The sequence below is a fragment of the Prochlorococcus sp. genome (assembly GCF_965655815.1).
In the GTDB taxonomy this organism is placed as follows: domain Bacteria; phylum Cyanobacteriota; class Cyanobacteriia; order PCC-6307; family Cyanobiaceae; genus Prochlorococcus_A; species Prochlorococcus_A pastoris.
The window spans coordinates 355,795-380,908 of the sequence record NZ_CBFHHZ010000001.1 but is presented as its reverse complement, the minus strand read 5'-3'; the positions used below and the strand labels follow the sequence as shown (position 1 = coordinate 380,908).

The 25,114-nt window shown below is 30.3% G+C and carries 34 protein-coding genes; 17 read left to right on the top strand and 17 right to left on the bottom strand.

Annotated features, from left to right (window positions below; all coding sequences use genetic code 11):
• Nucleotides 1–471 (top strand): SRPBCC family protein, encoded by a 471-nt coding sequence (locus ACTF45_RS01955; RefSeq protein WP_288346398.1) that lies wholly within the window; start codon nucleotides 1–3, stop codon nucleotides 469–471.
• Here the strand turns inward: ACTF45_RS01955 and ACTF45_RS01950 are convergent.
• The 3 genes from ACTF45_RS01950 to ACTF45_RS01940 are packed head-to-tail and all read right to left on the bottom strand — an operon-like array spanning nucleotide 464 to nucleotide 1,855.
• On the bottom strand, nucleotides 464–1,255 hold the full coding sequence (locus tag ACTF45_RS01950) for a uroporphyrinogen-III synthase (RefSeq protein WP_438949248.1): 792 nt from the start codon (nucleotides 1,253–1,255) through the stop codon (nucleotides 464–466). The two genes, ACTF45_RS01955 and ACTF45_RS01950, sit on opposite strands and share 8 nt — an antisense overlap.
• Nucleotides 1,248–1,646 (bottom strand): 30S ribosome-binding factor RbfA, encoded by a 399-nt coding sequence (gene rbfA, locus ACTF45_RS01945; RefSeq protein ID WP_288346396.1) that lies wholly within the window; start codon nucleotides 1,644–1,646, stop codon nucleotides 1,248–1,250. The genes ACTF45_RS01950 and rbfA overlap by 8 nt, the downstream gene beginning before the upstream one ends.
• 5 nt (nucleotides 1,647–1,651) lie before the next feature.
• Complete coding sequence (locus ACTF45_RS01940) at nucleotides 1,652–1,855, bottom strand: DUF751 family protein (RefSeq protein ID WP_071812981.1); 204 nt, start codon at nucleotides 1,853–1,855, stop codon at nucleotides 1,652–1,654.
• 54 nt (nucleotides 1,856–1,909) lie between these two features.
• Here ACTF45_RS01940 and ACTF45_RS01935 point away from each other — a divergent pair, with 54 nt between their 5' ends.
• Nucleotides 1,910–2,635, top strand: coding sequence for a glutathione S-transferase (locus ACTF45_RS01935; RefSeq protein ID WP_288346395.1), 726 nt, complete (start codon nucleotides 1,910–1,912; stop codon nucleotides 2,633–2,635).
• Here ACTF45_RS01935 and ACTF45_RS01930 read toward each other — a convergent pair.
• Entirely contained in the window at nucleotides 2,622–3,332 is a 711-nt protein-coding gene (locus ACTF45_RS01930; protein ID WP_438949247.1) for a DUF6816 family protein, read from the bottom strand. The two genes, ACTF45_RS01935 and ACTF45_RS01930, sit on opposite strands and share 14 nt — an antisense overlap.
• Between ACTF45_RS01930 and ACTF45_RS01925 the strand changes: the two genes are divergently transcribed.
• Nucleotides 3,331–3,588 carry a chlororespiratory reduction protein 7 gene (locus ACTF45_RS01925; RefSeq protein ID WP_011131747.1) on the top strand — a complete coding sequence of 86 codons (258 nt, stop codon included), beginning with the start codon at nucleotides 3,331–3,333 and terminating at the stop codon, nucleotides 3,586–3,588. The genes ACTF45_RS01930 and ACTF45_RS01925 overlap by 2 nt on opposite strands.
• Here ACTF45_RS01925 and ACTF45_RS01920 read toward each other — a convergent pair.
• Entirely contained in the window at nucleotides 3,585–4,142 is a 558-nt protein-coding gene (locus ACTF45_RS01920; RefSeq protein ID WP_288346393.1) for a shikimate kinase, read from the bottom strand. The genes ACTF45_RS01925 and ACTF45_RS01920 overlap by 4 nt on opposite strands.
• Before the next feature lie 50 nt (nucleotides 4,143–4,192).
• Between ACTF45_RS01920 and ACTF45_RS01915 the strand changes: the two genes are divergently transcribed.
• The 5 genes from ACTF45_RS01915 (at nucleotide 4,193) to petL (ending at nucleotide 7,554) form a co-directional block, all read left to right on the top strand.
• Nucleotides 4,193–5,119, top strand: coding sequence for a 6-carboxytetrahydropterin synthase (locus ACTF45_RS01915; RefSeq protein WP_288346392.1), 927 nt, complete (start codon nucleotides 4,193–4,195; stop codon nucleotides 5,117–5,119).
• Nucleotides 5,116–5,778 carry a RibD family protein gene (locus ACTF45_RS01910; protein WP_288346391.1) on the top strand — a complete coding sequence of 221 codons (663 nt, stop codon included), beginning with the start codon at nucleotides 5,116–5,118 and terminating at the stop codon, nucleotides 5,776–5,778. The genes ACTF45_RS01915 and ACTF45_RS01910 overlap by 4 nt, the downstream gene beginning before the upstream one ends.
• Before the next feature lie 12 nt (nucleotides 5,779–5,790).
• Nucleotides 5,791–6,945, top strand: coding sequence for a GNAT family N-acetyltransferase (locus ACTF45_RS01905; protein WP_438949246.1), 1,155 nt, complete (start codon nucleotides 5,791–5,793; stop codon nucleotides 6,943–6,945).
• A gap of 64 nt (nucleotides 6,946–7,009) precedes the next feature.
• Entirely contained in the window at nucleotides 7,010–7,396 is a 387-nt protein-coding gene (locus ACTF45_RS01900) for a DUF4346 domain-containing protein (protein WP_438949245.1), read from the top strand.
• Nucleotides 7,397–7,461: 65 nt separating this feature from the next.
• On the top strand, nucleotides 7,462–7,554 hold the full coding sequence (petL, locus tag ACTF45_RS01895) for a cytochrome b6-f complex subunit PetL (RefSeq protein WP_011131741.1): 93 nt from the start codon (nucleotides 7,462–7,464) through the stop codon (nucleotides 7,552–7,554).
• Between the two features lie 6 nt (nucleotides 7,555–7,560).
• Here the strand turns inward: petL and rimO are convergent, their stop codons facing one another.
• On the bottom strand, nucleotides 7,561–8,925 hold the full coding sequence (rimO, locus tag ACTF45_RS01890) for a 30S ribosomal protein S12 methylthiotransferase RimO (protein ID WP_438949244.1): 1,365 nt from the start codon (nucleotides 8,923–8,925) through the stop codon (nucleotides 7,561–7,563).
• 106 nt (nucleotides 8,926–9,031) lie between these two features.
• Here rimO and ACTF45_RS01885 point away from each other — a divergent pair, with 106 nt between their 5' ends.
• Entirely contained in the window at nucleotides 9,032–9,967 is a 936-nt protein-coding gene (locus tag ACTF45_RS01885; protein ID WP_288346387.1) for a vitamin K epoxide reductase family protein, read from the top strand.
• On the opposite strand, the gene nadB is transcribed toward ACTF45_RS01885, so the two are convergent.
• Both nadB and ACTF45_RS01875 read right to left on the bottom strand, forming a co-directional pair.
• On the bottom strand, nucleotides 9,957–11,624 hold the full coding sequence (nadB, locus tag ACTF45_RS01880; RefSeq protein WP_438949243.1) for an L-aspartate oxidase: 1,668 nt from the start codon (nucleotides 11,622–11,624) through the stop codon (nucleotides 9,957–9,959). The two genes, ACTF45_RS01885 and nadB, sit on opposite strands and share 11 nt — an antisense overlap.
• Nucleotides 11,624–12,391, bottom strand: a complete 768-nt coding sequence (locus ACTF45_RS01875) for a DUF3120 domain-containing protein (RefSeq protein WP_438949242.1) — start codon at nucleotides 12,389–12,391, stop codon at nucleotides 11,624–11,626. The genes nadB and ACTF45_RS01875 overlap by 1 nt, the downstream gene beginning before the upstream one ends.
• Before the next feature lie 186 nt (nucleotides 12,392–12,577).
• Between ACTF45_RS01875 and ACTF45_RS01870 the strand changes: the two genes are divergently transcribed.
• The 5 genes from ACTF45_RS01870 (at nucleotide 12,578) to ACTF45_RS01850 (ending at nucleotide 17,573) form a co-directional block, all read left to right on the top strand.
• A complete protein-coding gene (locus ACTF45_RS01870; protein WP_438949241.1) occupies nucleotides 12,578–13,990 on the top strand; it encodes a TIGR03279 family radical SAM protein in 1,413 nt (470 codons plus the stop codon).
• Nucleotides 13,983–15,413 carry a TolC family protein gene (locus tag ACTF45_RS01865; RefSeq protein ID WP_438949240.1) on the top strand — a complete coding sequence of 477 codons (1,431 nt, stop codon included), beginning with the start codon at nucleotides 13,983–13,985 and terminating at the stop codon, nucleotides 15,411–15,413. Before ACTF45_RS01870 ends, ACTF45_RS01865 begins: the two co-directional genes overlap by 8 nt.
• A gap of 2 nt (nucleotides 15,414–15,415) precedes the next feature.
• Nucleotides 15,416–16,213: an inositol monophosphatase family protein gene (locus tag ACTF45_RS01860; protein WP_288346382.1), complete on the top strand. Its 798-nt coding sequence runs from the start codon at nucleotides 15,416–15,418 to the stop codon at nucleotides 16,211–16,213.
• Nucleotides 16,214–16,302: 89 nt separating this feature from the next.
• A complete protein-coding gene (locus tag ACTF45_RS01855; RefSeq protein WP_288346381.1) occupies nucleotides 16,303–17,214 on the top strand; it encodes a YihY/virulence factor BrkB family protein in 912 nt (303 codons plus the stop codon).
• 32 nt (nucleotides 17,215–17,246) lie between these two features.
• A complete protein-coding gene (locus tag ACTF45_RS01850) occupies nucleotides 17,247–17,573 on the top strand; it encodes a hypothetical protein (protein ID WP_288346380.1) in 327 nt (108 codons plus the stop codon).
• 27 nt (nucleotides 17,574–17,600) lie between these two features.
• On the opposite strand, the gene ACTF45_RS01845 is transcribed toward ACTF45_RS01850, so the two are convergent.
• The 3 genes from ACTF45_RS01845 to ACTF45_RS01835 all read right to left on the bottom strand — a co-directional run bounded on the left by ACTF45_RS01845 (nucleotide 17,601) and on the right by ACTF45_RS01835 (nucleotide 18,495).
• A complete protein-coding gene (locus ACTF45_RS01845; RefSeq protein WP_011131731.1) occupies nucleotides 17,601–17,747 on the bottom strand; it encodes a high light inducible protein in 147 nt (48 codons plus the stop codon).
• Nucleotides 17,748–17,815: 68 nt separating this feature from the next.
• Nucleotides 17,816–18,199: a hypothetical protein gene (locus ACTF45_RS01840; RefSeq protein WP_288346379.1), complete on the bottom strand. Its 384-nt coding sequence runs from the start codon at nucleotides 18,197–18,199 to the stop codon at nucleotides 17,816–17,818.
• A gap of 32 nt (nucleotides 18,200–18,231) precedes the next feature.
• Complete coding sequence (locus ACTF45_RS01835) at nucleotides 18,232–18,495, bottom strand: DUF2973 domain-containing protein (RefSeq protein ID WP_288346378.1); 264 nt, start codon at nucleotides 18,493–18,495, stop codon at nucleotides 18,232–18,234.
• Nucleotides 18,496–18,643: 148 nt separating this feature from the next.
• On the opposite strand from ACTF45_RS01835, the gene ACTF45_RS01830 reads away from it, so the two are divergent.
• The gene (locus tag ACTF45_RS01830) at nucleotides 18,644–19,792 is read left to right on the top strand and encodes a trypsin-like peptidase domain-containing protein (protein ID WP_438949239.1); all 1,149 of its coding nucleotides are present in this window, start codon (nucleotides 18,644–18,646) and stop codon (nucleotides 19,790–19,792) included.
• Between the two features lie 7 nt (nucleotides 19,793–19,799).
• Here ACTF45_RS01830 and ACTF45_RS01825 read toward each other — a convergent pair whose 3' ends face one another.
• Both ACTF45_RS01825 and ACTF45_RS01820 read right to left on the bottom strand, forming a co-directional pair.
• On the bottom strand, nucleotides 19,800–19,943 hold the full coding sequence (locus ACTF45_RS01825; protein WP_288346376.1) for a hypothetical protein: 144 nt from the start codon (nucleotides 19,941–19,943) through the stop codon (nucleotides 19,800–19,802).
• Between the two features lie 166 nt (nucleotides 19,944–20,109).
• Nucleotides 20,110–21,732 (bottom strand): ABC-F family ATP-binding cassette domain-containing protein, encoded by a 1,623-nt coding sequence (locus ACTF45_RS01820; protein ID WP_438949238.1) that lies wholly within the window; start codon nucleotides 21,730–21,732, stop codon nucleotides 20,110–20,112.
• Nucleotides 21,733–21,803: 71 nt separating this feature from the next.
• Here ACTF45_RS01820 and ACTF45_RS01815 point away from each other — a divergent pair, with 71 nt between their 5' ends.
• Nucleotides 21,804–21,986 carry a hypothetical protein gene (locus tag ACTF45_RS01815; protein WP_288346374.1) on the top strand — a complete coding sequence of 61 codons (183 nt, stop codon included), beginning with the start codon at nucleotides 21,804–21,806 and terminating at the stop codon, nucleotides 21,984–21,986.
• Here ACTF45_RS01815 and ACTF45_RS01810 read toward each other — a convergent pair.
• Both ACTF45_RS01810 and ACTF45_RS01805 read right to left on the bottom strand, forming a co-directional pair.
• The gene (locus ACTF45_RS01810; RefSeq protein WP_288346373.1) at nucleotides 21,954–22,184 is read right to left on the bottom strand and encodes a hypothetical protein; all 231 of its coding nucleotides are present in this window, start codon (nucleotides 22,182–22,184) and stop codon (nucleotides 21,954–21,956) included. The two genes, ACTF45_RS01815 and ACTF45_RS01810, sit on opposite strands and share 33 nt — an antisense overlap.
• 35 nt (nucleotides 22,185–22,219) lie before the next feature.
• A complete protein-coding gene (locus ACTF45_RS01805; RefSeq protein ID WP_288346372.1) occupies nucleotides 22,220–22,558 on the bottom strand; it encodes a hypothetical protein in 339 nt (112 codons plus the stop codon).
• A 116-nt stretch (nucleotides 22,559–22,674) separates the two neighbouring features.
• Here ACTF45_RS01805 and ACTF45_RS01800 point away from each other — a divergent pair, with 116 nt between their 5' ends.
• Nucleotides 22,675–22,983 carry a ribbon-helix-helix domain-containing protein gene (locus tag ACTF45_RS01800; RefSeq protein ID WP_288346371.1) on the top strand — a complete coding sequence of 103 codons (309 nt, stop codon included), beginning with the start codon at nucleotides 22,675–22,677 and terminating at the stop codon, nucleotides 22,981–22,983.
• On the opposite strand, the gene ACTF45_RS01795 is transcribed toward ACTF45_RS01800, so the two are convergent.
• Together ACTF45_RS01795 and ACTF45_RS01790 are read right to left on the bottom strand one after the other, a co-directional pair.
• Nucleotides 22,984–23,688: a potassium channel family protein gene (locus tag ACTF45_RS01795; RefSeq protein WP_011131723.1), complete on the bottom strand. Its 705-nt coding sequence runs from the start codon at nucleotides 23,686–23,688 to the stop codon at nucleotides 22,984–22,986.
• 18 nt (nucleotides 23,689–23,706) lie between these two features.
• Nucleotides 23,707–25,110: a potassium transporter TrkG gene (locus tag ACTF45_RS01790; protein WP_288346370.1), complete on the bottom strand. Its 1,404-nt coding sequence runs from the start codon at nucleotides 25,108–25,110 to the stop codon at nucleotides 23,707–23,709.
• Nucleotides 25,111–25,114 lie beyond the last annotated feature (4 nt).

The window sequence follows — 25,114 nt, the reverse complement described above, 5'->3', positions numbered from 1 at the left end:
ATGGGTACTTGGCTAAAACATGACGTAATTACAATTGTTAATGCACCATTAGATAACGTTTGGAACACCTGGAGTGATTTGGATTCCATGTCTCTGTGGATGAGCTGGATTGAATCGGTAAAAACAATTGATCAAGAGACATCAACTTTACCTGATCTGACTGAATGGACTTTAGCTGCTAATGGATTCAAATTTAAATGGAAGGCACAAATAACAGAAAGGATTGAGAAAAATAAATTAAAATGGAAATCTATCGGAGGATTACCAACTCAGGGTTCTGTTATTTTTGAATCAAAAGGAGACCAATTAACATCAGTAAACTTAGCTGTTACCTATGAATTACCTAGAATGATTGCTCGATTTATGGAAGAAAAAATTTTGGGTAAAATGGTAACTAATGAATTACAAGCAAATATTGATAGATTTCGAGACTTAGTAGAAAAAAATTACAAAAATGAATTAACTAATTAAAAATATCAATTGCAGCATCTAGTAATCCTTCAAAAGTGTACTTAACCGCCTCTCTATCAACTCTGCCAAAAGTTTTTCCACATATTTTTGAAGTTTGAGGTCCAATAGTTAATAATTTTGCATTTTCTAGATAGGTTAACCATTCTTCCCCAAATTCTTTTTCAAGCAAGAAAGAAGAATTTGATACTGTTTTACCACTTGAAAAAACCATTGCATCAATTTTTCTGTTAGAGATAGCATTTATTGTTTCTATAGGAATTGAATCCGGACATCTTGTTTCATAGGCTGGAACCTCTACAACACGCGAACCAGAATTCCTGAATTCATCAGCTATGAAATTCCTTCCTCCTGTTTGAACTCTTGGCAAAAAAACTCTGAGTCCATATCCTGATACCGGAAAATTTTCAATTAAACTTTCTGCTACAAATTCTGGGGGGACGAAATCAGCCTCAATACCTAAATCGCTTAGAGTTAAGGAAGTTTTCTCCCCTACTACAGCAATTTTTATTTTCTTCGAACATTCTTTTAATGAAGTATTTAAATTTCTTAATCTCTCATCTACAAATTGTATTCCATTACTACTAGTAAAAATAATCCAGTGAAAATCGTTAATTTCGCTTAAGGCATCATCAAGAGGATTTAAATCATCGGGATATCCAACATCAATTGCTGGAAAATCAAATATTTGAGCTCCTTTATTAGTGAATAACTTTTTTACATCAGATATCTTATCTTTTGATCGAGTAATAATTATATTTTTTTGATTCAAAGAAAGCTCAGACATTTTTATTATTTCCCTCAACTTTTGAATCTTGATTATGTTTTTTATTTTTTAATTCCGCAAGGAGCTTGAGTACTGACAATCCTTTTTCTAATACTGTATCGTCTTTAAAAGTCATTTCTGGTACTCGTCTCATCTCTATTCTTTGACCTAAAGTATGCCTGATATAGGTCTTAGCAAGATTTAATTCTTCAACAATTTCTTTTCTTATTGCTTCTTCAGCAGTTGAAGTTATATAAATCTTGCAAAATTGCAAATCTCCTGATAAATCTATTTTTGAAATATTAATAAAATTACTCCTTAATAGATCATTTTCCAAATCATTCTGCAAAATAAGAGTTATCTCTTTTTTCAACAAAGAAGAAACTTTTGCAATCCGATAATTATTAGGCATTATTGTTATAAGTTGATTGGATTAGTCATTGCTTTTAGTACGAAATAAAATGTTATGAAGGCACTTATTACTGAAGAAATTAAACCTACCAATGTTAATGGATTTGATCTATTTTTAAATAAAGGTTCTAGTAATGCAACTAATCCTCCAGCAATAATAGAAATTAAATACTTAGGATATCTTGCAACATTAGAGAAAAATTGGCCCATTAGCTCCACAATTTGATTACTTTTTTAGCTAAGTTTTAACAAACATTAAACAGCATGATTACATTATATCAATTTAGACATAGCGCTTTTTGCTTAAAGACAAGAATGGCTCTTCACGCTAAGAAATTGCAATATAGAGTTGAAGAAGTTACACCAGGCTTAGGTCAATTTGAAATCTTTAAGATATCAGGTCAAAAACAAGTCCCAATAATTGTTGATGATAATGATCAAATTATTAGTGACTCTACAATTATTTGCGAATATATAAATAAAAAAAATGATAATAATCCACTTTTTCCAGAAGATCCTTTATTGTTTGCACAATGCAAATTAATAGAAGATTGGGCTGACACTACTATGGCTTCAACTTGTAGAAAAGCTCTGATTAAATCAGCAATAGAGAATCCACAACTCCGCACTGCTTTACTTCCAGACGAAATACCATCTTCAGTAAAAGGTTTAGTTGATAAATTACCTTTTAAAAATCTTAGTAAAATTTCTAATGTAGTTTTTTCTACCAAGGACAATTTAGAACTGCAAAAAATATTAGAGGCTTTATCTAAAGCCCTAATTAATAAAAAATATTTGATAGGCGATAATTTATCAATAGCTGATATTGCAATTGCTGCACAATTATCTCTTCTTAAATTTCCAAAATCATCGGGACCAATTCTTTCAGGGGAAGGTTGTCAAGAATACATAAATAATCCTTATTTAGAAAATATATTTATTTGGAGAAACAACATAGAAGAATATCTTTTTAGTGCTAACTCTCAATAAATTCAAAAGATAATTTAAATTTACTAGTTTTAATTGCATGCACTGAGGGATCTCCAACTTTTGAACCGTATGTAGCAATATATTGAAAACCGCAGATATTAGGTTTTAAAGTATTCTCTGAATTGGAATTATGACGATTACATTTTTGAAATTTACTAATTGTCTCGACCTGATTAACCCTAGATGCACCTGGTTTATGAAGAGTTTGAATAACTAATTCGTCAGCAAAAAACATATCATCATCTTGAATTTGATTTCTTCCTGTGATCCTTGAATCAATATATAGATCATCTTTTAAATAAGTAATTTGTTTGTTAATTGATTTAGGATCATTAACAACTTTAATCAAAGTATCACCAAATATCGCTTTACCAATTGACTCAGAATTTTTCGATCGATTACCAATAACTTCATTTAAATTATTTTTGAAAAAATTTACTTTGTAAATCACTGGTGCTTGAGAGTCATCTTCTAAATCTTGAGAAGTAACAAGCCAATTACCCTCAAACCAATTAGGATAAATTAAATCTTTTGAAGTATTTGAAAATTTGAAATTTGGTAAGTATAATTCTGGCCATAAATTTTCTCTTTCATCTAAAAATTCTCTTACATTATGATCATTGAAAGCAAATGCATTATCTAAAGAAATTACTTGAATAATTAGAAAAATAATTAACCCAAAAAAATTTTTAATCATGTCTAATCCATTAATAAGATCTGAAGACCATTTTGTATTATTAGAGCCAGATTCAAAAGAAAAAATAGTAACTAAAAAAGAAGCAATATTATGGTTAAGAAATTGGCTTCATAAGGTTGATTCATCAACTATATATCAAAAAAAAGATTATTCCAATGAGGAATTTCTCGAAGAATTATTAGAAAGTACTTATGAATTAGAAATAAAATTTGGATTCGTTATTAAATGGTTTGCTGTGAGAGTGGAACCTGATTAATTTATAATTTTTTTGTAAATTCCATAAACTATTTGTTTTGCAACTTCTTCAACATCTTCGTTATTAACCTCAACTCTTAAGTCAGCCTGAGAATATAAATTTTTTCTAGATTGAAAAATTTGGTTATATAAATCACTTAAATCTTCTCCCTGTAATAGAGGTCTATTTTCAATATCTTTTTTCAACCTCTCAAGAGCAATCTCTTGCTTTGTGTCAATCCAAATAATAATTCCTTGCCTTAAAACACCCCAGTTTTCTGGTTTAGAAATAATTCCTCCACCAGTAGAAACGATTAAAGAAGGGATTTTAATTGTTTCTTTTAAGCAATTTGTTTCTAGTTCTCGGAATGCTTTTTCTCCATCTTCCTGGAACATCTCATTAATTGTTTTTTTTGCTATATTTTCTATTAATTTATCCAGATCAATATACTTATACCTCAATAACTCGGCTAATACTGGACCAGTTTTAGATTTACCACTAGCCATCATACCTATCAAATATATACTTCTTCCTTTAATTATTTTGTTTGTTTTCTCAATAATAGATTTTTCCATACAGACAAAAGAGTATATAAAACCTTAAGATAGTATTATTACAGACATTTATGACTTTTACACATACCAAACCATTACATGGGCAGGGACGTGAATGCGTCATAACTCGACGTGCCTGTTTTAGTTCGAGTCATCGTTATTGGCTTCCTGAAAAAAGCTCAGAAGATAATTTCTCTCTTTTTGGGAAATGTAGTATAGCTCCAGGACATGGCCATAATTACGAACTTATCGTATCAATGGGGGGCAAACTTGACTCGGATGGCATGGTCCTTAATCTTTCTGATGTAAAACATTCTATTAAGAGTAAGGTCACTGGACAATTAGATTTTCGTTTTTTAAATGACGTATGGCCTGAATTTAATATTCATAGTCAAGAAGGCATTCTTCCAACGACTGAGGCTCTAGTTAAAGTTATCTGGAATCGTTTAAAAGATGAACTACCTCTTACAAGTTTAAGACTTTATGAAAGCCCAACTTTATGGGCAGATTACTATGGAAAAAACATGGAAGCTTTATTAACAATTCAAAGTCATTTTAATGCTGCTCACCGATTAGCAAAAGATGAGATTTCTCTTGATGAAAACAAGAAGATTTATGGGAAATGTGCCAGAGTAAATGGACATGGACATAATTATTTTCTCGATGTAACTGTCCGAGGAAAAATTGATCCAAGAACTGGGATGATATGTGATTTAACTTCATTACAAGCAATTATTGATGATCTTATAGTTGAACCGTTTGATCATACTTTCTTAAACAAAGATATCGAATATTTTAAAACTTGCGTCCCAACATGTGAAAATATTGCACTACACATTGCTGATATTCTCTCATCTCCGATTAAAAAAATTGGAGCAAATCTGCATAAGATAAAACTTCAAGAGAGCCCAAATAATGCTGCGGAAATTTATGTTGAACAAAGCGTACCAAATTCTTTGCAAAGAAATCTTACTAACTCTTTAGTTGCTCAAGCTTGAATACTCCAAGCATAGCGATCATTATCGCTTCTAGTTTAGATGGAAGGATTGCCTTCCCAAGTGGAGGTGAATCTCATCTTGGAAGTAAGGAAGATAGGAGAATGTTAGATGAAAACTTATCAATAGTTGACGCTACCATTTTTGGATTGGGAACTCTAAAAGCTCATCAAAGTACATATTTAGTAAAAAATCATTGTAAAAATGGCGAAATAAAAATTTCAAAAAATCAGCCTATTTCTATAGTGGCCTCCAATAGCAAAAAATTTAAAAAAGATTGGAATTATTTCAATCAACCAATTAAAAGATGGTTAATCAGCTCTAATAAAAAAGATGCAATAGAGACTAAAGATTTTGATAAAGAAATTTTCTACAAAAATTCCTGGAGTAAAACTTTGTTAAGTATTAAAAAAGCTGGAATCAATCGTCTAGCACTTCTTGGTGGAGCAAATCTTATAAATTCTTTTATAAAAGAAGATTTGATTGATGAAATCAAAATTACAATAGCCCCAAGAATTATTGGAGGAAAATTTACATGGATACCTGCTGAACAAACAAATAAAATTTTTAATTTAAAGCAATTTTGGAATATAAAATCGATTCAAGAATTAGATAGAAATGAAATATATATTCATTACACAAGAAAAACTAAAGATGATTAAAGTAAAAAAAATATGAATCATATTGAGCACAAAATTGAAATTAAACTATCAATTCAAGAAATAAATAAAAAAACATGGAATGAATTAAGAAAAGAAATCAATAATCCATTTTACGAATGGGAATGGCTCTATAACCTTGAATTATCGAAAAGTGTCTCAAGACAAACTGGATGGCAACCTTTATATTTTATTGCTTATGAAAATGAAGAAATATGCGGAATAGCTCCACTTTTTCTTAAAAATCATAGTTATGGAGAATTTATTTTTGATCAATCATTTGCAAAATTAGCTCAAGATTTAAATTTAAATTATTATCCTAAGCTTATTGGGATGAGCCCTTACAGCCCTATTAATGGATACGAATTTTTATATAAAGAAAATAAAAATAAAATTGAGATTACAAATTCATTAATAAAACATATTGATGACTTTGCTTTGAAAAATAATATCTTGAGTTGCAATTTCTTATATGTAAACGAAGATTGGGGAAAACATCTAAAATCCTTAGGATATCAGGAATGGATAAATACAAGTAGTGAATGGAAGAATAATGGGGAAAAGACATTTGATGATTTTTTATCCAGATTCAACTCTAATCAAAGAAAAAACATTAAAAAAGAAAGAAAATCAATTTCAAAACATAACCTCGAGATCAAAATTCATACAGAGGAGAATATAAATCTAGAAATGGTTCAAAAAATGCATAATTTCTACGAGCAGCATTGTTTAAGATGGGGAGTATGGGGTAGCAAATATCTTACCTCTGAATTTTTTGAAAACATTCTTGAAAATAAAAAAAATCTATTGTTTTTTAGTGCATCAAGAAATGATTCTGAAAGTACGATTGCAATGTCAATGTGTATAAAAAATGAAAAATATATATGGGGTAGATATTGGGGTAGTCAAGAAGAAGTACTTAACTTACATTTTGAATTATGCTATTACCAGCCTATTGAGTGGGCAATAAAAAATAACATTGAAAGTTTTGATCCTGGAGCAGGAGGTAAACATAAAAGAAGAAGAGGGTTTTATGCAAAAGGTGCTAAAAGTTTTCACAAATGGTTTAACAAAAACATGAAAGATATAATTACCCCTTGGTTAAATGAAGTTAATTTTCAAACTGTTAAAGAAATTGAGTTAGAAAATAATTCTATTCCTTTTAAATAAAATAGAAATTAATTGATCTGATAATTGTTTATATTAATAATATAATTTTATTAAAAATTTGAAGATGGATTTTATTAAAATATTTGAAAAAAAAATAGATATAGATAATGATTTATCTAATAGATATATTGAGCTAGACCCTAATGGATATTTTATTATAAAGATAGATTTGGAGACAAAAAAAATCATCTTAGAACATTATTTAAATACTATTAATAAAGAAGGATATGCAATAGATCCAAAAACTAATGAGCCTATTAAATGTGACTCAAAGGAAATCAAAACTTGTAATGAGACCTTCACAGGAATTAGCGCTAAAGAGATTGGAATAGCAATAACAGAAAAGCGTAATGATCTAATATCTAGATTTGATCATGCCTTATATTTAGGACGAGAGTTACAAAAAGCAGAAGAATGCTTATACAAACAATTATCCTACATTCAAGATTAAGAAATTAAACGAAAGAATTCTAATTCTTATTGAGGTGCTAAATTAAATAAAAATATAAAAGATAAATGAACATCATTTTCTATTTTGCATTTCTAGGATTTGGTTTTGGAGCCGCTTTCTTATTAGATAAACTTTTAAGAGCAGTTAAATTAATTTAAAAAAATTCATAAGGTTTTTATAACCTCTCCATATAAATCATATTCATCCGCAAAACAAATATTTGCTTCAACAAATTTACCGATATAATTTTTTTCATCTTCATTATTTTTAATAGATAAGATGACATTGCCGTCTATTTCAGGAGCAAAGTTATAAGAACGTCCTATCAGTTCTTTATTTTCTGATATTTTTTCTACTAATACTTTAATCGTAGTACCCACATATAACTGATTTTTTTTCTTAGAAATATTTTGTTGAATAGATATTATATTATCTTTTCTCGCATCAGCTACTTCTGAGGGTACCCTATTTGGCAAATCGAAAGCACTTGTTCCTTCCTCCGGAGAAAAGATAAAAACGCCAACATGATCAAACTCATGCCTATGCAAAAAATCTAAAAGATGTTGAAAATGTTTTTGATTTTCTCCAGGAAACCCAACAATTAAGCTTGTTCTCAATACAGCAGATGGTATTTGCTCCCTTATTTGACTCAAAATTGATTCATTTAAAGAAGCCTGCCAAGGTCTATTCATACTCTTTAGAACATCTGGATGACTGTGTTGCAAAGGTAGATCAAAATAGGGAACTATATTATTTGAATCTTTAAAAGCTTTAATAACTTCATCAGTTAAACCAGTTGGATATGCATAATGAATTCGTATCCAAGGAACTGAAACTTTAGACAGTTCTTTCAAGAGTCTTGCTAAAGAAGGTTTACCATAAATATCTTGACCATAATTTGTTGTAATTTGACTAATTAGTATTATTTCTTGAATACCTTGAGCTGCAAGATTTTTTGCTTCTGAAACTATAGATTCTATATTCCTACTGCGTTGAGGACCTCTTAACTTAGGAATAATACAAAATGCACACTTATAATCACACCCTTCAGCGATACGAAGATAAGCAACAAATTTATTTTTATCTACAAAGCGTGGAATTTTTTCATCTGCAATAAATTCAGGTATTTTTGAAACTTCATTTACAATTTCCCCTTTTTCTACTCTATTGATAACCTTAGCTATTTTTTGATAATCACCCGTTCCTACTAAACCTTTTATTTCAGGAATTTCTTTTAAAAGTTCTTCTTTGAAATGCTGAGCCATACAACCAGCAACTATTACCTCTTTACCTTGTTTAGTAAATTCAATTATCTTCCTTATAGATTCTTCTCTAGCTGTTTCTATAAAACTACAAGTATTGACTACAACCACATTCGCATCTTCTATATCATTTCCTACTTCATATCCCTCCTTATCTAACAACCCTTGCATATGTTCAGTATCAACAAGATTTTTCTCACAACCAACATGACTAAAAGCAACCTTTGAAATTGTTTTATCCTTTACATTTTGATTATTTTGCTTCACGTAATTTAGATTTTATATAAGAAATAATTTATCAAGAAACTTTTAATAAGTCTCATTCAAAGATAATATTAGGACAGATTCCGCAAATTACAAAGATAAAAGATCTATGGCTCTTAAGACTTTGAGAAGTAAAAAGAAAAAAGATCTGAAATGGCCAAAAATTATAATTGCTATTCTGAGCACCATTGGATTAGTTGATACGGGCTCTATTACCTTGAAAAATTGGGGATTATTTAACTCTCTTTCATGTCCTGGAATCAAAAATGGTTGCGAAACAGTTTTAAATAGCCCTTGGGGTACATTATTCGAGAATAGTCAATACAATATTCCTCTCTCATTAGCAGGAGTTATTACTTATGGTTCAATACTAGGATTTTCAATATTTTTATCATTGAATTTAGTTTCTCCTAAAGAAAAATTAAATAAGATTATATGGTGGGCAATATTTTTAATCTCTTGTGCTTCTTCTGTGTTTAGCATCCTTTTGCTAAATATTATGTTCTTAAAAATCAAGGCTTATTGTTTTTTTTGTATTCTTTCGGCAATTTTATCTATTTCGATCTTTATTATCTCTATGATTGGTGCAAAGTTTGAAAGTAGAGAACCTATGTTTTATAGAGGATTTATTGTTTTTTTATCAGTTCTTGTTGGGGGATTGATATGGTCAAATAGTGTTGACCCTTCTAATGCAATTGATATTTCTAAAAGTACAGAAAAAGTATCTCCTGCAATCACTACAACTAGCTCACCCCAGAAAATTAAGTTTGCTAAATTTTTAAGCGATAATAATATTAAAATGTTTAGCGCATACTGGTGCCCACATTGCCATGATCAAAAACAATTATTTGGTAAAAAAGCAGTTAAAGAGTTATCGATTATAGAATGCGCACAAGACGGTAAAGATAATCAATATAAACTTTGCAGAGAAAAACAGATTGAAGGGTTTCCATCATGGGAAATTAATGGTGAAATATATAGTGGAGTCAAAGATTTAAATGATTTGGCAATAATGACTGAATATAATGGCGACTCTAATTTTTAACAAACCTTTTAATTATTTCGTGATTTAGTTGCTGCCTAGTATGGCATTTCCAAGTTGTTTCTTTAATTGGAAAATCTTCCCTATAATGGCCTCCTCTACTTTCCTCTCGAAAAAGACAAGCTTTTAACAATAGCAATGTTGTAATTTGTCTATTATGCAAATCAAGCAATAAATTAAGTCCTCTTCTATTTGGCTCACTTAGTTTCAATTTTTGATCAATTTCTATTTTATTAAGACATTCAAGTAAAGGATTTTTTTGTAGTTGATCTATCTCATCTTGAAGCGTTTTTAAAAGTTCAGTCATATTTTTTTTATTACGAGAGACACCTAAATTAGACCAGCATAATTTTCTCAAACAATCAATTTTATCTGAAATACCTAAGATAAAATCTTCCTTTGGATTATCCATAAAAATTTCCGTAGTATATCTATCTAACCTTCTTGCGTTATAAGGAGCATTCAACTCGATACAAGACATTTTTCTTGCAAATACAAGGCATTCCATAAGCGAATTACTAGCTAGTCTATTTGCACCATGCACTCCTGTAGAGGCTACTTCTCCCACGGCATATAATCCTTTCATTGTAGAAGATGCATTTAAATCTGTATGAACACCTCCCATCCAATAGTGAGCTGCTGGCGCAACAGGAATCACCTCATTCAAAGGATTAACTCCATAATCTTGACATCTACTTATAATTGTAGGAAATCTTTCTACAATTTTTTCTGGATCAATAAATCTTAAATCCAGACCAACATGATCAACATCGTTCTCTTGCATATTATTCATAATTGCTCTGCTAACTTGATCTCTTGTGGCTAGATCACCATTTTCCAAATGCTTTACTGGGCTCTCACCATTCTTATCAACGAGAACTGCTCCCTCACCTCGAAGGGCTTCAGAGATTAGAAAGCAGGGAGAACCATAAAACTTTAATGCTGTAGGATGAAATTGAATAAATTCTAAATCCTCTATTGCAGCTCCAGCTTTCCATGAAAGAGCAATTCCTTCCCCAGAAGATTGGGCAGGATTTGTAGTATTAGTAAATAAGTGTCCCCCTCCGCCTGTGGCTAAAACAACAGCTTTAGAAGTAATCCAATATAAATTAGATCCATCTAATACTTGAACTCCCCTACATACTTCCTTTTCAATAAGCAATTCTGTTACTCTCACACCTCTACAATGCAAAATATTCTCCTTGTTTTCGATATGATCCTCTAAGACTTCTACAAGTGCTCTCCCTGTTCTATCTTTAACATGTAAAACTCTTCTACAAGAATGGGCCGCTTCTAAAGTTGTTGATAGTTGATCTGAGCTCTGATCAAAAATCATACCTAAATGTTGTAACCTATCAACGCAACCAGGAGCCTCTTTCACAAGCATTTCAACAGCAGACAAGTCACACAAATCATCTCCAGCTTTTAAGGTGTCTTCAATATGAAGAGCAAAAGAATCTTCAGGTCTAACTACTGATGCAATCCCTCCTTGGGCCCATCTGCTAGATGATCTTTTACTTGTATTCCTATTTAAAAGAAGGACATTTAAATCTTCTGGCAATTCCAAACAAGTCATTAAACCAGCTGCTCCTGCACCAATGACAATCACATCCCATTTATCAATAGATATTGATTCTTGCGAAAATGGCGGTCTTAGCATTAAACCAAACCACTTAGTGTTGGTTGAATAATTGCTAATATAATAAAAATACCATCGACAATTAAAGTAGTTTGAATTACATAACTTGATACTAAAAGAGCCTTCCCATTTATCGAATTAGATATAGCATAATTAAAAATTTCTTTTGATATGAACCAGAGTACTAATGCCGCCAAAATAATAATAGACAAGGATTTAAATTGAATAAGATTTTCGGAAGTTTTCTGAAGTATTACTGGAGCATTATCAGAATCCGCAATAATAACCTCCTTCCATTGATCCATTATTCCTGTCAAAAATATTGTCAAATCTGTAATCGCCGTTCCAAATAAAGACGAGATATAAAAACTTGAGCCGATTTTCCATCTTGTTCCAAGTCCTACAATAGCAAGAGGCAATGCCACTGCTTCAACTGGGATATGGAGAATAGGATAAGCACTTAACCAGCCCCAAAATAAACAACCTCCAAGCCAACTTCCCGAGACTCCTAATAATAACGAGCCTACAATAAACCATTTATCTCCCTCTTTTCTAGACAATAAAAAAGCAGCAGCAAGGATAAAAAAAGTAGCGCAAAGAGCACTAATAGGAGCAAATCTAACCCATGGTGCCTGTACAAAAATTGGCAAAATTACAAAAAAAGAAGACCATAGTCGTAAAGCAATTGGTCTAGATAAAAAAGTACTTTTAACAATATCGAATCCATTATGATATCTAGGTTTCAAATTATCATTCACTTCTAATTTTTTAGTAATTAATTCTTCCAATGCATTAAGTCTTTTAAAATTTTTGAATTAATTTATGTCTAGTTTAATAAAAATGCAGATGACATATTTTATTAATTTAATAGTTGAAATAAATTAATCATATTTAGTATTTTAAGAGTATTTAATATACTTTGAGTCTTATATGAGTTTACAATAAATATAAAGATAAAAGATTGGTCTTTAATTGTGTGGAAAGAAATTAATTATAAAGAGAATTCTAATGATCTTTTGATTCCGAATATTAACTACCAAATTAATCCAGCAGAAATTGAAAGTATTGAAAATAATTCTATTGCTGAAGAAATAGGATTTGAATCAGGTGATTCAATTATTAGTATTAATGGTAAAAAACCTAGAGACTTAATTGATTATCAGATCCTGATTAGTGAAGAAATTTTAGATATATCGGTATTGGATAAAAACAAGAAGATTCACAACATTAGTATTGAAAAAGATCAAGATGACAATTTAGGAATTAATTTTAAAGATGCATTATTTGACTCAATTAAACAATGTAATAATAAGTGCCCTTTTTGCTTTATAGATCAACAACCAAATGGTAAAAGAAAAAGTCTTTACGTAAAAGATGATGACTATAGATTAAGTTTTCTATATGGTTCATATCTAACGCTAACCAATTTAAATAAAGATGACTGGAATAGAATATCTACTCAAAAACTATCACCGCTTTTTATTTCAATACATGCCACTGACCCAAAGACCAGAGAACAATTATTAAAAAATAAAAAAGCAAGTCAAATTCTTGAACAAATTGAATGGTTAGAACAAAATTCAATCCAGATACACGCGCAAATAGTTGTATGTCCCGAAATTAATGATGGTAAAATCTTAGAAAAATCTATTTGCGATCTTGCAAAATTTCATAAAAAAAGTTTTAAAACGGTACTTTCAACAGCCATAGTTCCAGTAGGCCTAACAAAGTTTAGGCCTGAAAACGATGGCTTAATAGCGATAAGCAAAGAATATGCAAGAAAAATTATTCAACAAGTGGAAAAAATTCAAACCTCTCTGCAAAAAAGTATTGGGACTCGCTTTTGTTGGCTTGCCGACGAATGGTACTTAATAGCTGGTCTCAAATTACCAAGCTATAAAACATATGAAAATATGCCCCAAGAATCTAATGGGGTTGGTTCAATACGAAGTTTTCTTAAAATATTGGAAACTAAAACAAAATCTCTTCCTGAAAAAATAGATAAACAAAGAAAAGTCAGTTGGATTGTTGGGAAATTAGTTTACGAAGCACTACTTCCAACAGTGAACAAACTTAATAAAATTGATGGCCTCAGAATTAATTTATATGGATTGCCAAGTGTTTACTGGGGGCAAGATCAAGTTGTAACAGGGCTTTTAACTGGTGAAGATTTAATTACTGGACTACAAAATAAAGATCTAGGAGAAAGTATATTTATACCATCAATAATGTTAAAGCTTAATAGTGATTTGTTTTTGGATGACAAAAATATAACTGAAGTTTCAAATAAACTGAAAACTAATATTCACGTTCTTGATGATACAAATGATATTATTAGTAATCTAATCGGTTTATCTAAAACAAAAGAAATACATAATTATGCTTAGAAAACTTATACATCCAATTTTAGTTTTGCCTTTTTGTTTGTATATTAATTCTCAAGAAGCACTATTAAGTAAGGCCAACAATAATATTGAAGAAATCCTACAAGAAAACGAAAAACAAATATTCCTTAATTATTCAGAAATAGATAATATTACTCTAAAGAATAATCAAGAACTTAAAGCATTAGAAAGTTTAGTCAATTCAACAACGTTTACTCTTTCGAGCAAAATCGCTAAAAGATATCCATCATTAGATTTGCAAGCCAGTGGATTACCTAAATATGTTTCGGGCAAAAATTATAGTAGTAGCTTATCAACTAGAAAAACTTCGCAATTTTCAGCAAATCCATCCCTTAATATTAAATTAGACTTAATAGACCCTCTAAGGGGATCTGAAATTAAAATAGCTAGAAATAATTATGCAATAGCTAAAAATAATTATGAGATTAAAAAGAAAGATCTCATAAAAGAGGCAAAATCTAGATATCACAAACTACAAAAGTCTTATCAGGATATTAAAAACAAAACATTATCTCTTGATTTATCAATTACTAGTTTGAATGACGCTCAGTCAAAATTTGATGCAGGGATAGGAACAAAATTTGAGGTCCTTGAAGCTGAAGCACAATTATCTAGAGATAGGCAATCACTAAACGAGAAAAAAATTCAGACTCAGATTAATAAAATTGCACTAAAAGAAATCTTAAATATAAATGGGGACTTCGAGATTAATCAAAAGCAAAAATTAATAGGTTTCTGGAACCATAAATTAAACAAGAATATTACTGAGGGTTTAGTAAATAGCCTTTCCCTCAAAAATATTAAGCTACAAAAATCAATCAAAGAAAATCAAGCTAAGAATTATTTGAATGTTTACAAGCCAAATGTTTACATAAGTAATACTTTTACTAATTCTTTTTCTAAGGGTTCTTCTTTGTTAGAGACAATAGACCCTGATAAATCTGGATCGTCATATACAAATACTGTAAGCTTAAACTTTGGCTGGAATATTTTTGACGGCGGGCAAAATAAAAATTTATATAAATCAAGCAAAGCTGATGCAAAATCGGAAGATTACTCCTATAAAAATCTTGAAAATGTTTTAAAGACAAATATTAGTAAAGCCTATTTAAATTTAAAATTAAATGAAGAAAAAATTCTTTCATCTCTAAAAGAAATTTCTTCTACAGAAGAATCCTTAAGATTAGCAAGGTTAAGATATGACATAGGAATATCTACACTAAAAGATGTTCTTGTAAGACAAAAAGAGTTAAGTAATGCTAATTCAAAAAAAATTGATTCAATTTATAATTACAATTTAAATTTAGATGAATTAGTTAGATTGACTTTTCTTGAAATAAGTAATATTTGTAACGAGGAAAATAATCTTATCAAAAATGAAATTCAATCTATTTGCAATATCTGAATATGAATAAGAATAATTTAACCAGTCAACAGTTAAAAGATTTAGAATCTTTATTTGAATTGGTTAGTGATCGCCAATTAAAAGATTTTGGAAACATCAGTGCTAGCAGCAAGTCAGATGGTTCGTTAATCACAAGTTGTGATTTATGGAGCGATAAAACGATTGTAGAGGCTCTATCTAAAATTGCTCCAAATGAAGGGGTTCTAAGTGAAGAGGGAGGAAAGTTAGTTCCTAATACAAATGCTTATTGGATAGTAGATCCTCTTGATGGGACGACAAATTTTGCTGCAGGAATTCCATATTGGTCTATTTCGGTAGCAAGATTTGTGGATGGTACCCCTCAATCTTCTTTTTTAATCATTCCTACATTAAAGAAAAAATTTGTAGCAATCAAAGGAGAGGGTGTTTGGCTTAACAACAAGAAAATTGAGGTTAATAATAATCAAAAAAGTGAATGCGTATCTTTATGCAGTAGATCTATAAAAATTTTACAAAAAAATCCTAGTTCTATATTTCCTGGGAAAATAAGACTTCTTGGTGTATCCAGTTTAAATTTAACAAGCGTTGCAATGGGACAAACTTTTGGAGCAATAGAATCAACTCCTAAAATATGGGACATTGCGGCAGCATGGCTATTACTTGAGGAGCTAAATTGTTCAATTGAATGGTTAGAAATAAACCCTATGCATTTAACTGCAAAACAAGATTTACAAGATACTAATTTTCCCTTAATTGCCTCCATAACAAAAGAAAAAATGAAAGTATTAAGACCATGGGGTAATTTATTATTGGAAAATTAGTTGCATCATAAATATATAAAAGACTTGAAAAATATCCCTATTGGATACAATAAAAAAGATCTTGGAATAAGTATTTGAAGAGAATTAATATGCAGCGCAGTACAACATGGATTATTAAAAGTTTATGGGGAGCTTGTGAAAGATGGAGTAAATCGGATTGTATTGATTTAAGCGCTGCTTTTGCTTATTACACTCTTCAGTCATTCTTTCCAATACTCCTTATTTCTCTTTCAATAGCTTCTTGGTTTCTAGGTAAGCAAGATGGTTTAGATCAACAAATAATATCTATTGCCGCTCAAATTTTACCTCCATCGGTTGTTGAATTAGTTGAAACAACATTATTTAAATTAATTGACCAAGGCTTTGGAGCAGGTATTTTAGGAGCTATGTTTTTACTATTTACTGCTGGCAACGCCTACTTATCACTTCAAAGAGGTTCAGATAGGTTATGGGAAGACCAACTACCTTCAAGAAGAATAAACTCTGCCTGGCAAGAGCAAGCATCAAGATTTCTAAGAAACAGAATTGAAGCTTTCTTAGTAGTATTTTTTATAGGGTTTTTAATGGTATTAGATCAAATCAGTGCAAACCTCAGAATGATTCCAACTACTGTCTTAGAAAAGATATCAAATTCTAGTAATTTCATATCTGAATTCATTATAAAATTACCACTCTTACAAGTTGGTCAATTTGCTTTGCCACTGGTAGGATTTTCATTAATGGCTTTATTACTTCAAGCACTATTGCCTAGTAGAAAAGTTCCTTTAAAACCACTAATCCCTGGTTCAATTCTGATTGGAATTGGGCTAACTACTCTTAATCTAGCAGTAAGTAAAAGTATTCTTTCCCTTGGGACAAGATTTCAAGCATATGGCTTTATTGGAGGTTTTTTAGTACTAACTTTATGGGTTTGGCTATTAGGCGTTGTTTTATATTTTGGACAATGTTGGAGTGTGGTTATAGCTAGTATGTCTTTAACAAGCAGGAGAAGAAAAACTTAATGCTAAAAGAATCATATGTTTCCTTTTCTAAAATGAACAAAAGTTTATTCACCTACTCTTTAATTTTTTTAATATTAATTTCCCTTTTTGGATTTAACTTTTTTTTAAATCTTATCGGAAATCTTTTATTACTTATATTTTTAATTCCTCTTTTAATACTTGCTGTTTTATTTATAAGTTTTAATTCCTTAAAGTCAAAAGTAAATACTTGTAATCAGTGTGGCACTGTGACTTTAGGAATTAATAATACCTGCATGAATTGTGGTGCAGATTTAGAAAATACAAATTCAAAAAGCTCTGAAATTTTGAAAAAACCCAGCGAAACTACAATTGAAGTAAAAGCAGAGGAAATCAAATGATTGTCCTTAAATACTTCTTGAAAAAGTTTAACCAATCCCAATTTGTCTTAGAATACTTTGTCCTGTAATCAATTCTGTACCTAAACCTATCAATATTCCCATCATTGCCATTCTTCCGTTCCAAGTTTCTGCAAAGTTGACAAAACCAAATCTTGGTTGATTATCCTCATTCATAATGATTTATTCGAGAAAGTAATTATATTTTAGCGTTTTAAGGTTGAATTTATGTAAAAATTCATGATTTATCTAACATGTCTTATTCCATCAACTGGCTTGTACTCATCTCCAGTTAATTCTTCATATATTATTGATGGCAAACCTGTTTCAAACATAGTTTGGAGAGCTTCTTTAAGCATTGGGTTCCAACCTCCAGTGCTTACTTTTCCATGTCTTACAGTCCAATCCCAAGTTCCTTGTAGATCTCTTGGCATTCTTCCCTCTCTATCTCTCCTGGCAACTAAATCAAGAGACTCCACTATTCCAACTATTACTGGATTTTTTCCATAAGAAGGGGTTAGACTCAATTCAAGTCTGACAGGATCTTCTTTAACCATTTTAAGACGGAACCTAGGCGGTAACTTAAGTGATCTAATAACTCCAGCGACAATCTTTGTTCTTAATTCCAAATTTTTATCCGTCATAAATGTGCTTAATGAATTTAATCAGTTGTAGTTCCCTTTTCCTCCAGAGTTGAATCTGTATCATTAGAAAACCTCACTGTAAGTAATTCTTCTTGAGTTATATTTCCAGATTTATCAAGAAGTTCAGGATGAATAGTATATTTCTTTTGTTTGATATTTGTTTTGTAAGATCGATTTGGTTGTTTATCAAGTGCCCCCCAACCATTTGACATTACTTTAAAAGCTTTCCAAACTAAATAGATTAGAGCAGCTGAATAAACTATTGGAAATAAGAAAGACATTTAGTGTATTAATCTATTATTACTTATAATCTATAATAGCTCGAAAAAAATAAATTTAGCTAATTTAAAGAAACATATTCTTCTATTTGCCAAATAATTTTAGCGATTTTTGTAATTATCACTAACATAAATAATAAATTATAAACGAATGTTTTCGAAGACAATCACAAAAGGAAAATTTATAAAATTCTCTTTTAAAAAACTATTCTTCCTGTCCTGTTTAACACTTGGCCTAATTAATAAATCAAATGTAATATCTCAGCCCATAGTAAATCAAAATCTTAATGAAGAATCTAAAATTTCAAATATATCTTTCATAACAAAAGCAGTAAAAAAAACAGGGGCTTCAGTAGTAACTATTGACACTCAAAGATTTGTTGAAAATAGACAATTTTCTAGAGATTCAAGAATATTCTTAGATCCATATTTTGAAAGATTCTTCGGGTTACAATTACCTCCTGAAAATCAACCACGGATAGAACAGAGCCAAGGAAGCGGCTTTATATTTGGAGATGGTCTAGTAATGACTAATGCACATGTTGTTAATAGATCACAAAAGTTAATAGTTGGTTTATCAAATGGAAAAAAATATAAAGGGAAGTTAATAGGACAAGACTTACTTACTGATTTAGCTGTTATCAAGCTTGAAGGAAAAGGACCTTGGCCAAAAGCAAAGTTAGGTGATTCAACAAAAATTCAAGTTGGTGATTGGGCAATAGCTGTTGGTAATCCTTTTGGACTAGAAAATACAGTAACCCTAGGAATAATTAGTAACTTAAATAGAAATGTCTCACAATTAGGGATATATGATAAAAAGTTTGAATTAATTCAGACAGATGCTGCAATAAACCCTGGCAATTCTGGGGGACCATTATTAAATAGTAAGGGAGAAGTGATTGGAATTAATACTCTTATTAGATCAGGCCCTGGGGCAGGCTTAAGTTTTGCAATCCCAATAAATAAAGCTAAAAATATCGCTTCGCAACTGATAAAAAATGGAAAAGTAATACATCCCATGATTGGAATCAACTTAATAGACGAAAATTATTTTGAGACGAATGAAAGTATTGTAAAAGTAGGATACGTTGTCCCAAATAGCCCCGCTGCAAAGAGCGGAATTTTTATTAATGACATAATCCTAAAAGTGGGGGAAACAAATATTAATAATTCTTCAGATGTCATCAATGAAATAAGTAACAATGGAATTAATAAATTTATAAATATAACCTTAAAAAGAAAAAATAAAATTATTAAATTAAAAGTTAAACCTATAGATATTACTAAATTAACAAAATAAAAATTTTCTAACTTTCATCGTCTCTAAGTATTTCTACACATTGAGAGATACAAATACCATCAGAAATATCACAACTAGAAATACACTCAAAATAACTTTCTACTGGATCAGAAGTAACATATTTACTGTCTTTTAAATCATACTTTTTCATAAGGATTCTCAATAAAACAAATTAGTAATTATTACATTAATCAAAGTTATGAAGTCTGTAAAGAAAAATAAGTGATCTTGCCTAGAGGATTGTAAAGTTTTCTAAAAGCTAGTCGTCAAAACTAAAAAAAACAAGAATAAAATATTTAAAAGATAAACATAAAACGTTATTTTGTATTTCTTTTCTTCTCTAAAAAATATTCATAATTACCATTAAAAGATAATAATTTAGAGTCTTTAATTTCAAGAATTCTATTTGCAACTTTTGAAATAAAATATCTATCATGCGAAATAATAAATACTGTTCCCTTATAATTATTTATTGCTAGTTCCAAATTCTCTTTCGATTGTAAATCTAAATGATTTGTAGGTTCATCAAGAAGTAAAAAATTGCTTGGATTCATTATCATCAAAGCCAATGCTAATCTAGCTTTTTCGCCACCACTAAGTTGTTGAACATGTTTAAAAACAGCATCATTATGAAAGCCAAAACTTCCTAAGAATGTCCTTACTTTTTGTTGAGACCAATCTGGTGCTTTTGAATATATTAAATCAATAACCTGTTTTTCAACAGCAAGTGCTGAAGCCTGATTTTGCTCATAATAACTTGTAATTATATTATGTTTACCTAAATTAACTTCTCCTATTTCAGGTTCTATTTTTTTCATAATCAACTTTAACAAAGTAGATTTACCACATCCATTAGGACCTAAAATTGCTATTTTTTCTCCCGCAGAAACCCTTAAATTGACATCAAATAATAGTATTTTTTCTTCAAAACTATGAGATAAATTCTTAATTTGAAGAACTAATTTACCAGAGCGCGGACACTCAGGAAAATTAAAAGAAGGACTTTTTAGTCTTGAAATAGGTGCATCAATTTTTACAATCTTTTGTAATTGCTTCTCCCTACTTTTAGCTTGAGTACTCCTTGTCGCACTAGCTCGAAATCTTTCAATATACTTTTTTTGTGTTTCGATCTCTTTTTGCTGCAACTCAAAAGCTTTGCTTTGAGTTGCTTCATTTAAAGACTTTTGTTCAATAAAAAAAGAATAATTCCCATTATATGTTTCAGAAATTCCTCTTTCTATAAAAATAATCTTTTTACATAGTTTATCTAAAAAATATCGATCATGACTAATTAATATGATGGATATTTTTAGAGATATTAAATATTCCTCTAACCAAAAAATTGTTTCCAAATCTAAATGATTAGTTGGTTCATCAAGTAAAAGTAAATCAGGTTTTTGCAAAATAATTTTTCCAAGAGCAACTTTCATTTGCCAACCCCCAGAAAAATTACCTACCAATTTATCTGCATCATCCTGAGAAAAACCTAGTTTTGGCAGCATCTTCTCTACTTCTGCCTGCATTTGGTAGCCGCCTAAAACTTCAAACTTTTCTTGAAATTTGGCTAGTTGATTTACAAGATGATCAAGTTTTTCAGAGTCTTTGCTAGTTTCTAAAAATTTCATTTCATTTTCAATCTCTAGAAGTTTATTTGAAACTATTTGAATATCTTTAAAAGAACTTTCTAATTCTTCTCTGACTGTTCGATTTAAATTACAATCAAATTCCTGTTTTAAGTGAGAAATTTTGGGACTTCCTTCTTTAAGAACAAGTCCACTTGTTTGATCCTCTTCTCCAATTAAGATTTTAAACTGAGTAGATTTACCTGCTCCATTAGAACCAACTAAGCCTATCTTTTCTCCCTTCCTAATTTCCCAATTAATATTTTTTAGAACAACATCAGTAGAGTAAATTTTACTTACATTATCAAATCTAATCACTTTAAAAAAATTGAATTTACAAACTAAGAGACTTTTTTACCAAAAAAATTTTTGTGGAATAAAATTGTTATATGAAAAGAATAGAACAAATCGTGGTAATTTTCATAGCTGCAGGATTGGCAATTCCAAGTTACTGGTTTTTTTGGACATTGGCTGGTGGTGGAGGTTACAACAGAAGAATAACCCCAACATTAAAAGAAGGAACTACACAAAATCTTTTACTAAAGACCTCCTCGAGCCTTGATCAACCATAATTTAGTTGCTTCGTCATCAACAGTCGACAAATACTCTATTACCTCTTCTTTAGTAACCTGAATATCTACTTCTCTACCAATCTCGCAAATCTTTTCAAGAGCTGATTTTGGATTAGTAAGAGCCATCAAAAATAAACTTTGTTTTTTTCTTGAATCATCGGCTATTAAATTGTAGAGTTTTTCAACATTACTAGTCATCAGTTTCTATTAATTCATATCTATAGACTATTCCCTCAAGCTACATTTTGTTCATTATTTTTATTTATAGAAAAATCATGATCAGTATCTTTTATTTCTTTGGCTGAGGCATCTGCCATACTTCTTGCATCTAAACATAAAACTTTCCTAAGCTTTGCAAAATTAGCAGCGTGAGATATTCTTCCATCTTTCTGAGCATAATATTCAGAACGTTGCAAAATTTGATGCAGATGTGTCAACAAATATGGACTGATCACTGCAGATACTAATACATCACTATTCTCGTTACTTAAAGACTCAGACTGTATTAATTTTTTTTTCTTTTTATCAATTGTTGATCTTTGAGAAGAATCAAGATTTCTTGAATTTTTCATAATTTACACAAGGAACAAATTAATCAAAGGCTTATATCCTTACTATTAATATACACAAAGATACTACCCTTGACTAACTGTGTATACTTAAAAGTAACAGTTATTCAGTTTGACTAATGGCAACCCGCCAAAACTCAACTAATGGGAAGCCAAAATCCCCTAGAATACAGGTAGTTCTTCCAGAATTGATTTGTGAGCAACTAAATATTTTAGCTGAGAATGAATCAAGAACTGTCAGCAATATGGCCAAGGTATTAATTCAGCAAGGAATTAAAAATTATCTCAAAAGAGAAGCCAAATCACAAACATCAGATACTGCAGTTAATACCGAGAATTTCCGGGATACATTAGAAAGACAAAGTATTAAAAGATTAAAAGGGGCTCCTCAAAGGATTAGATATACCAAAAAATCTGAGAATAAATAATTAATTTTGAGGTAATTTTTGTAAATCTAAAGTTTTCCCCATAACTACCAAAATATTTCCTCTCTCAAGAATATATTTTGCAGGAGGATTTACTGTTAATTGTTCTGGAGGACCAGCAGCAAGAACGTTAACTAAATAATTTTTTCTTAAATTTAAATCTCTTAAAGATCTACCAATAAATTCTTCTGGAACTGTTAATTCATCTATTCCAGTTTGATTATCCAATTCTAATCTTTCAATTAGATTTGGTCTAACGAGTTCTAAACCTAACCTTTCACCTTGCATTCTAGAAGGAAAAACAACCTTATCAGCACCTACTCTTTTTAACATCTTTTCATGCAAATCACTCGTGGCTCTTGCAATTACTCTTTTTACTTTTGTTCCTTCACTATCCTTAGCAATAAGAGTAGTGGTAATACTTGCTTCAATAGGCTCACTAATCCCGACCACAACTGTATTCATCTCTAAGATACCTGATTCCTTCATTGATTCCTCATCAGTACAATCTATTACTCTGGCTTCAATAGAAGGTTCTAATTGTCTTAAATCATCAATAGCCTTCTCAGAAGCATCTGCAGCTAAAACATCTACGCCATTACTTATAAGTTCTCTACAAACAGCCGTTCCAAATCTTCCAACTCCTACAACTGCGAAAGTTAGAGCTTGCTCTTCTTTTTGTTGAGACCATTGCCACCAATCAGCCATAATAAATATTAGTAAAGGCTAAACATAAAGATCAGCTTTTGGATAGCCAATTCTTTTTTGTCTTTCTATTCTACTCTTATATAGAGCCTGCCAAAGAGCACTTAAAAGCAATAGAATCCCAAGTCTTCCTACGAACATACCAATAATTAAAATAAATTGACCAAAATGATTTAATTTTGCTGTTAAACCAATATCAAAACCTACAGTTGCAAATGCAGAAATACATGTGAAAAGAATTTCTAGAAATGTAAATGATTCTTTTTTAATAAAAGTATTTGTAGTACTTAATAACATAGCCATCAAGAGAACAAAAAGTAAAGAACCAACAGTTATTCCAACTGCTTTCAAAATAACTTTATCTGAAATTAATCTATTACTAATAATTACATCTTTTTGTCCCCTTAACGTTGATCTAGTTGCTGCCATCAAGGCAATAAAAGTTGTAGTTTTGATTCCCCCACCAGTACCACCGGTGCTAGCCCCAATAAACATCAAAGTCATTAATAGCAAAAGACCAGTATCTGATATTGAATTTAAAGATATTGGAAAATTTGTAAATCCCGCTGTTCTTGCACTCACAGTCTCGAACATAGATGATAAAATTTTCTCAAAGAAATTTAGATCACTAAAAAATTGACTATTTAATAACGTCTCTATTACGAAAAAACCTAATGATCCAAAAATTATTAAGGAAAAACTTGTCCTAATTACTAATCTAGAATGAAGACTCAATTTTTTATATGAAAGATTTTTTCTATTGCTCCATATATCATCAATAACTCTCCAACCAAGTCCTCCCATCACAATTAAAAAAATAAATACAATATTGACAACAAAATTAGATCGATAATCTTGGAGGCTGTTAGACCACAAAGAAAAACCTGCATTGTTATATGCAGAAATGCTATGAAAAATTGCAGACCATAGTCTTTGCCAATTATTTTGAATTTCTAGAAACCCGAAAAAATATAATACCATTGCTCCAAAAGAAATAATAGAAGTGGCAGTTATAGCAATGCTTTGAAAAGTTCTCCCAATTCCACCAACCCCAAATTCATCAAGAGTCTTACCTTTATCCAATCTAGTTCTAAGCTGAGTACCTTTTACAACAAATCCCTGTAAGAAAGTAGTAATAGCCATTAATCCTAAACCACCTGATAAAAGCATTAAAGCTAAGAAGATTTGCCCAAAAATATTTAAATCAACTCCTACATCAATGATAGTTAATCCCGTAACAGTTATTGCAGAAGTAGATGTAAAGAATGCTTCCCACAAACCTACATCCGATGAAGAACATAATGGAGAACTTAAAATTAGGGTTCCAAAAATAATAATAATTAATCCTGTGACAATCGTGAATTGAGGTACAGATAACTTTCTGTATATTTCTTTTAATTTATAAACAACGTTCTTTATTTTCACTTTA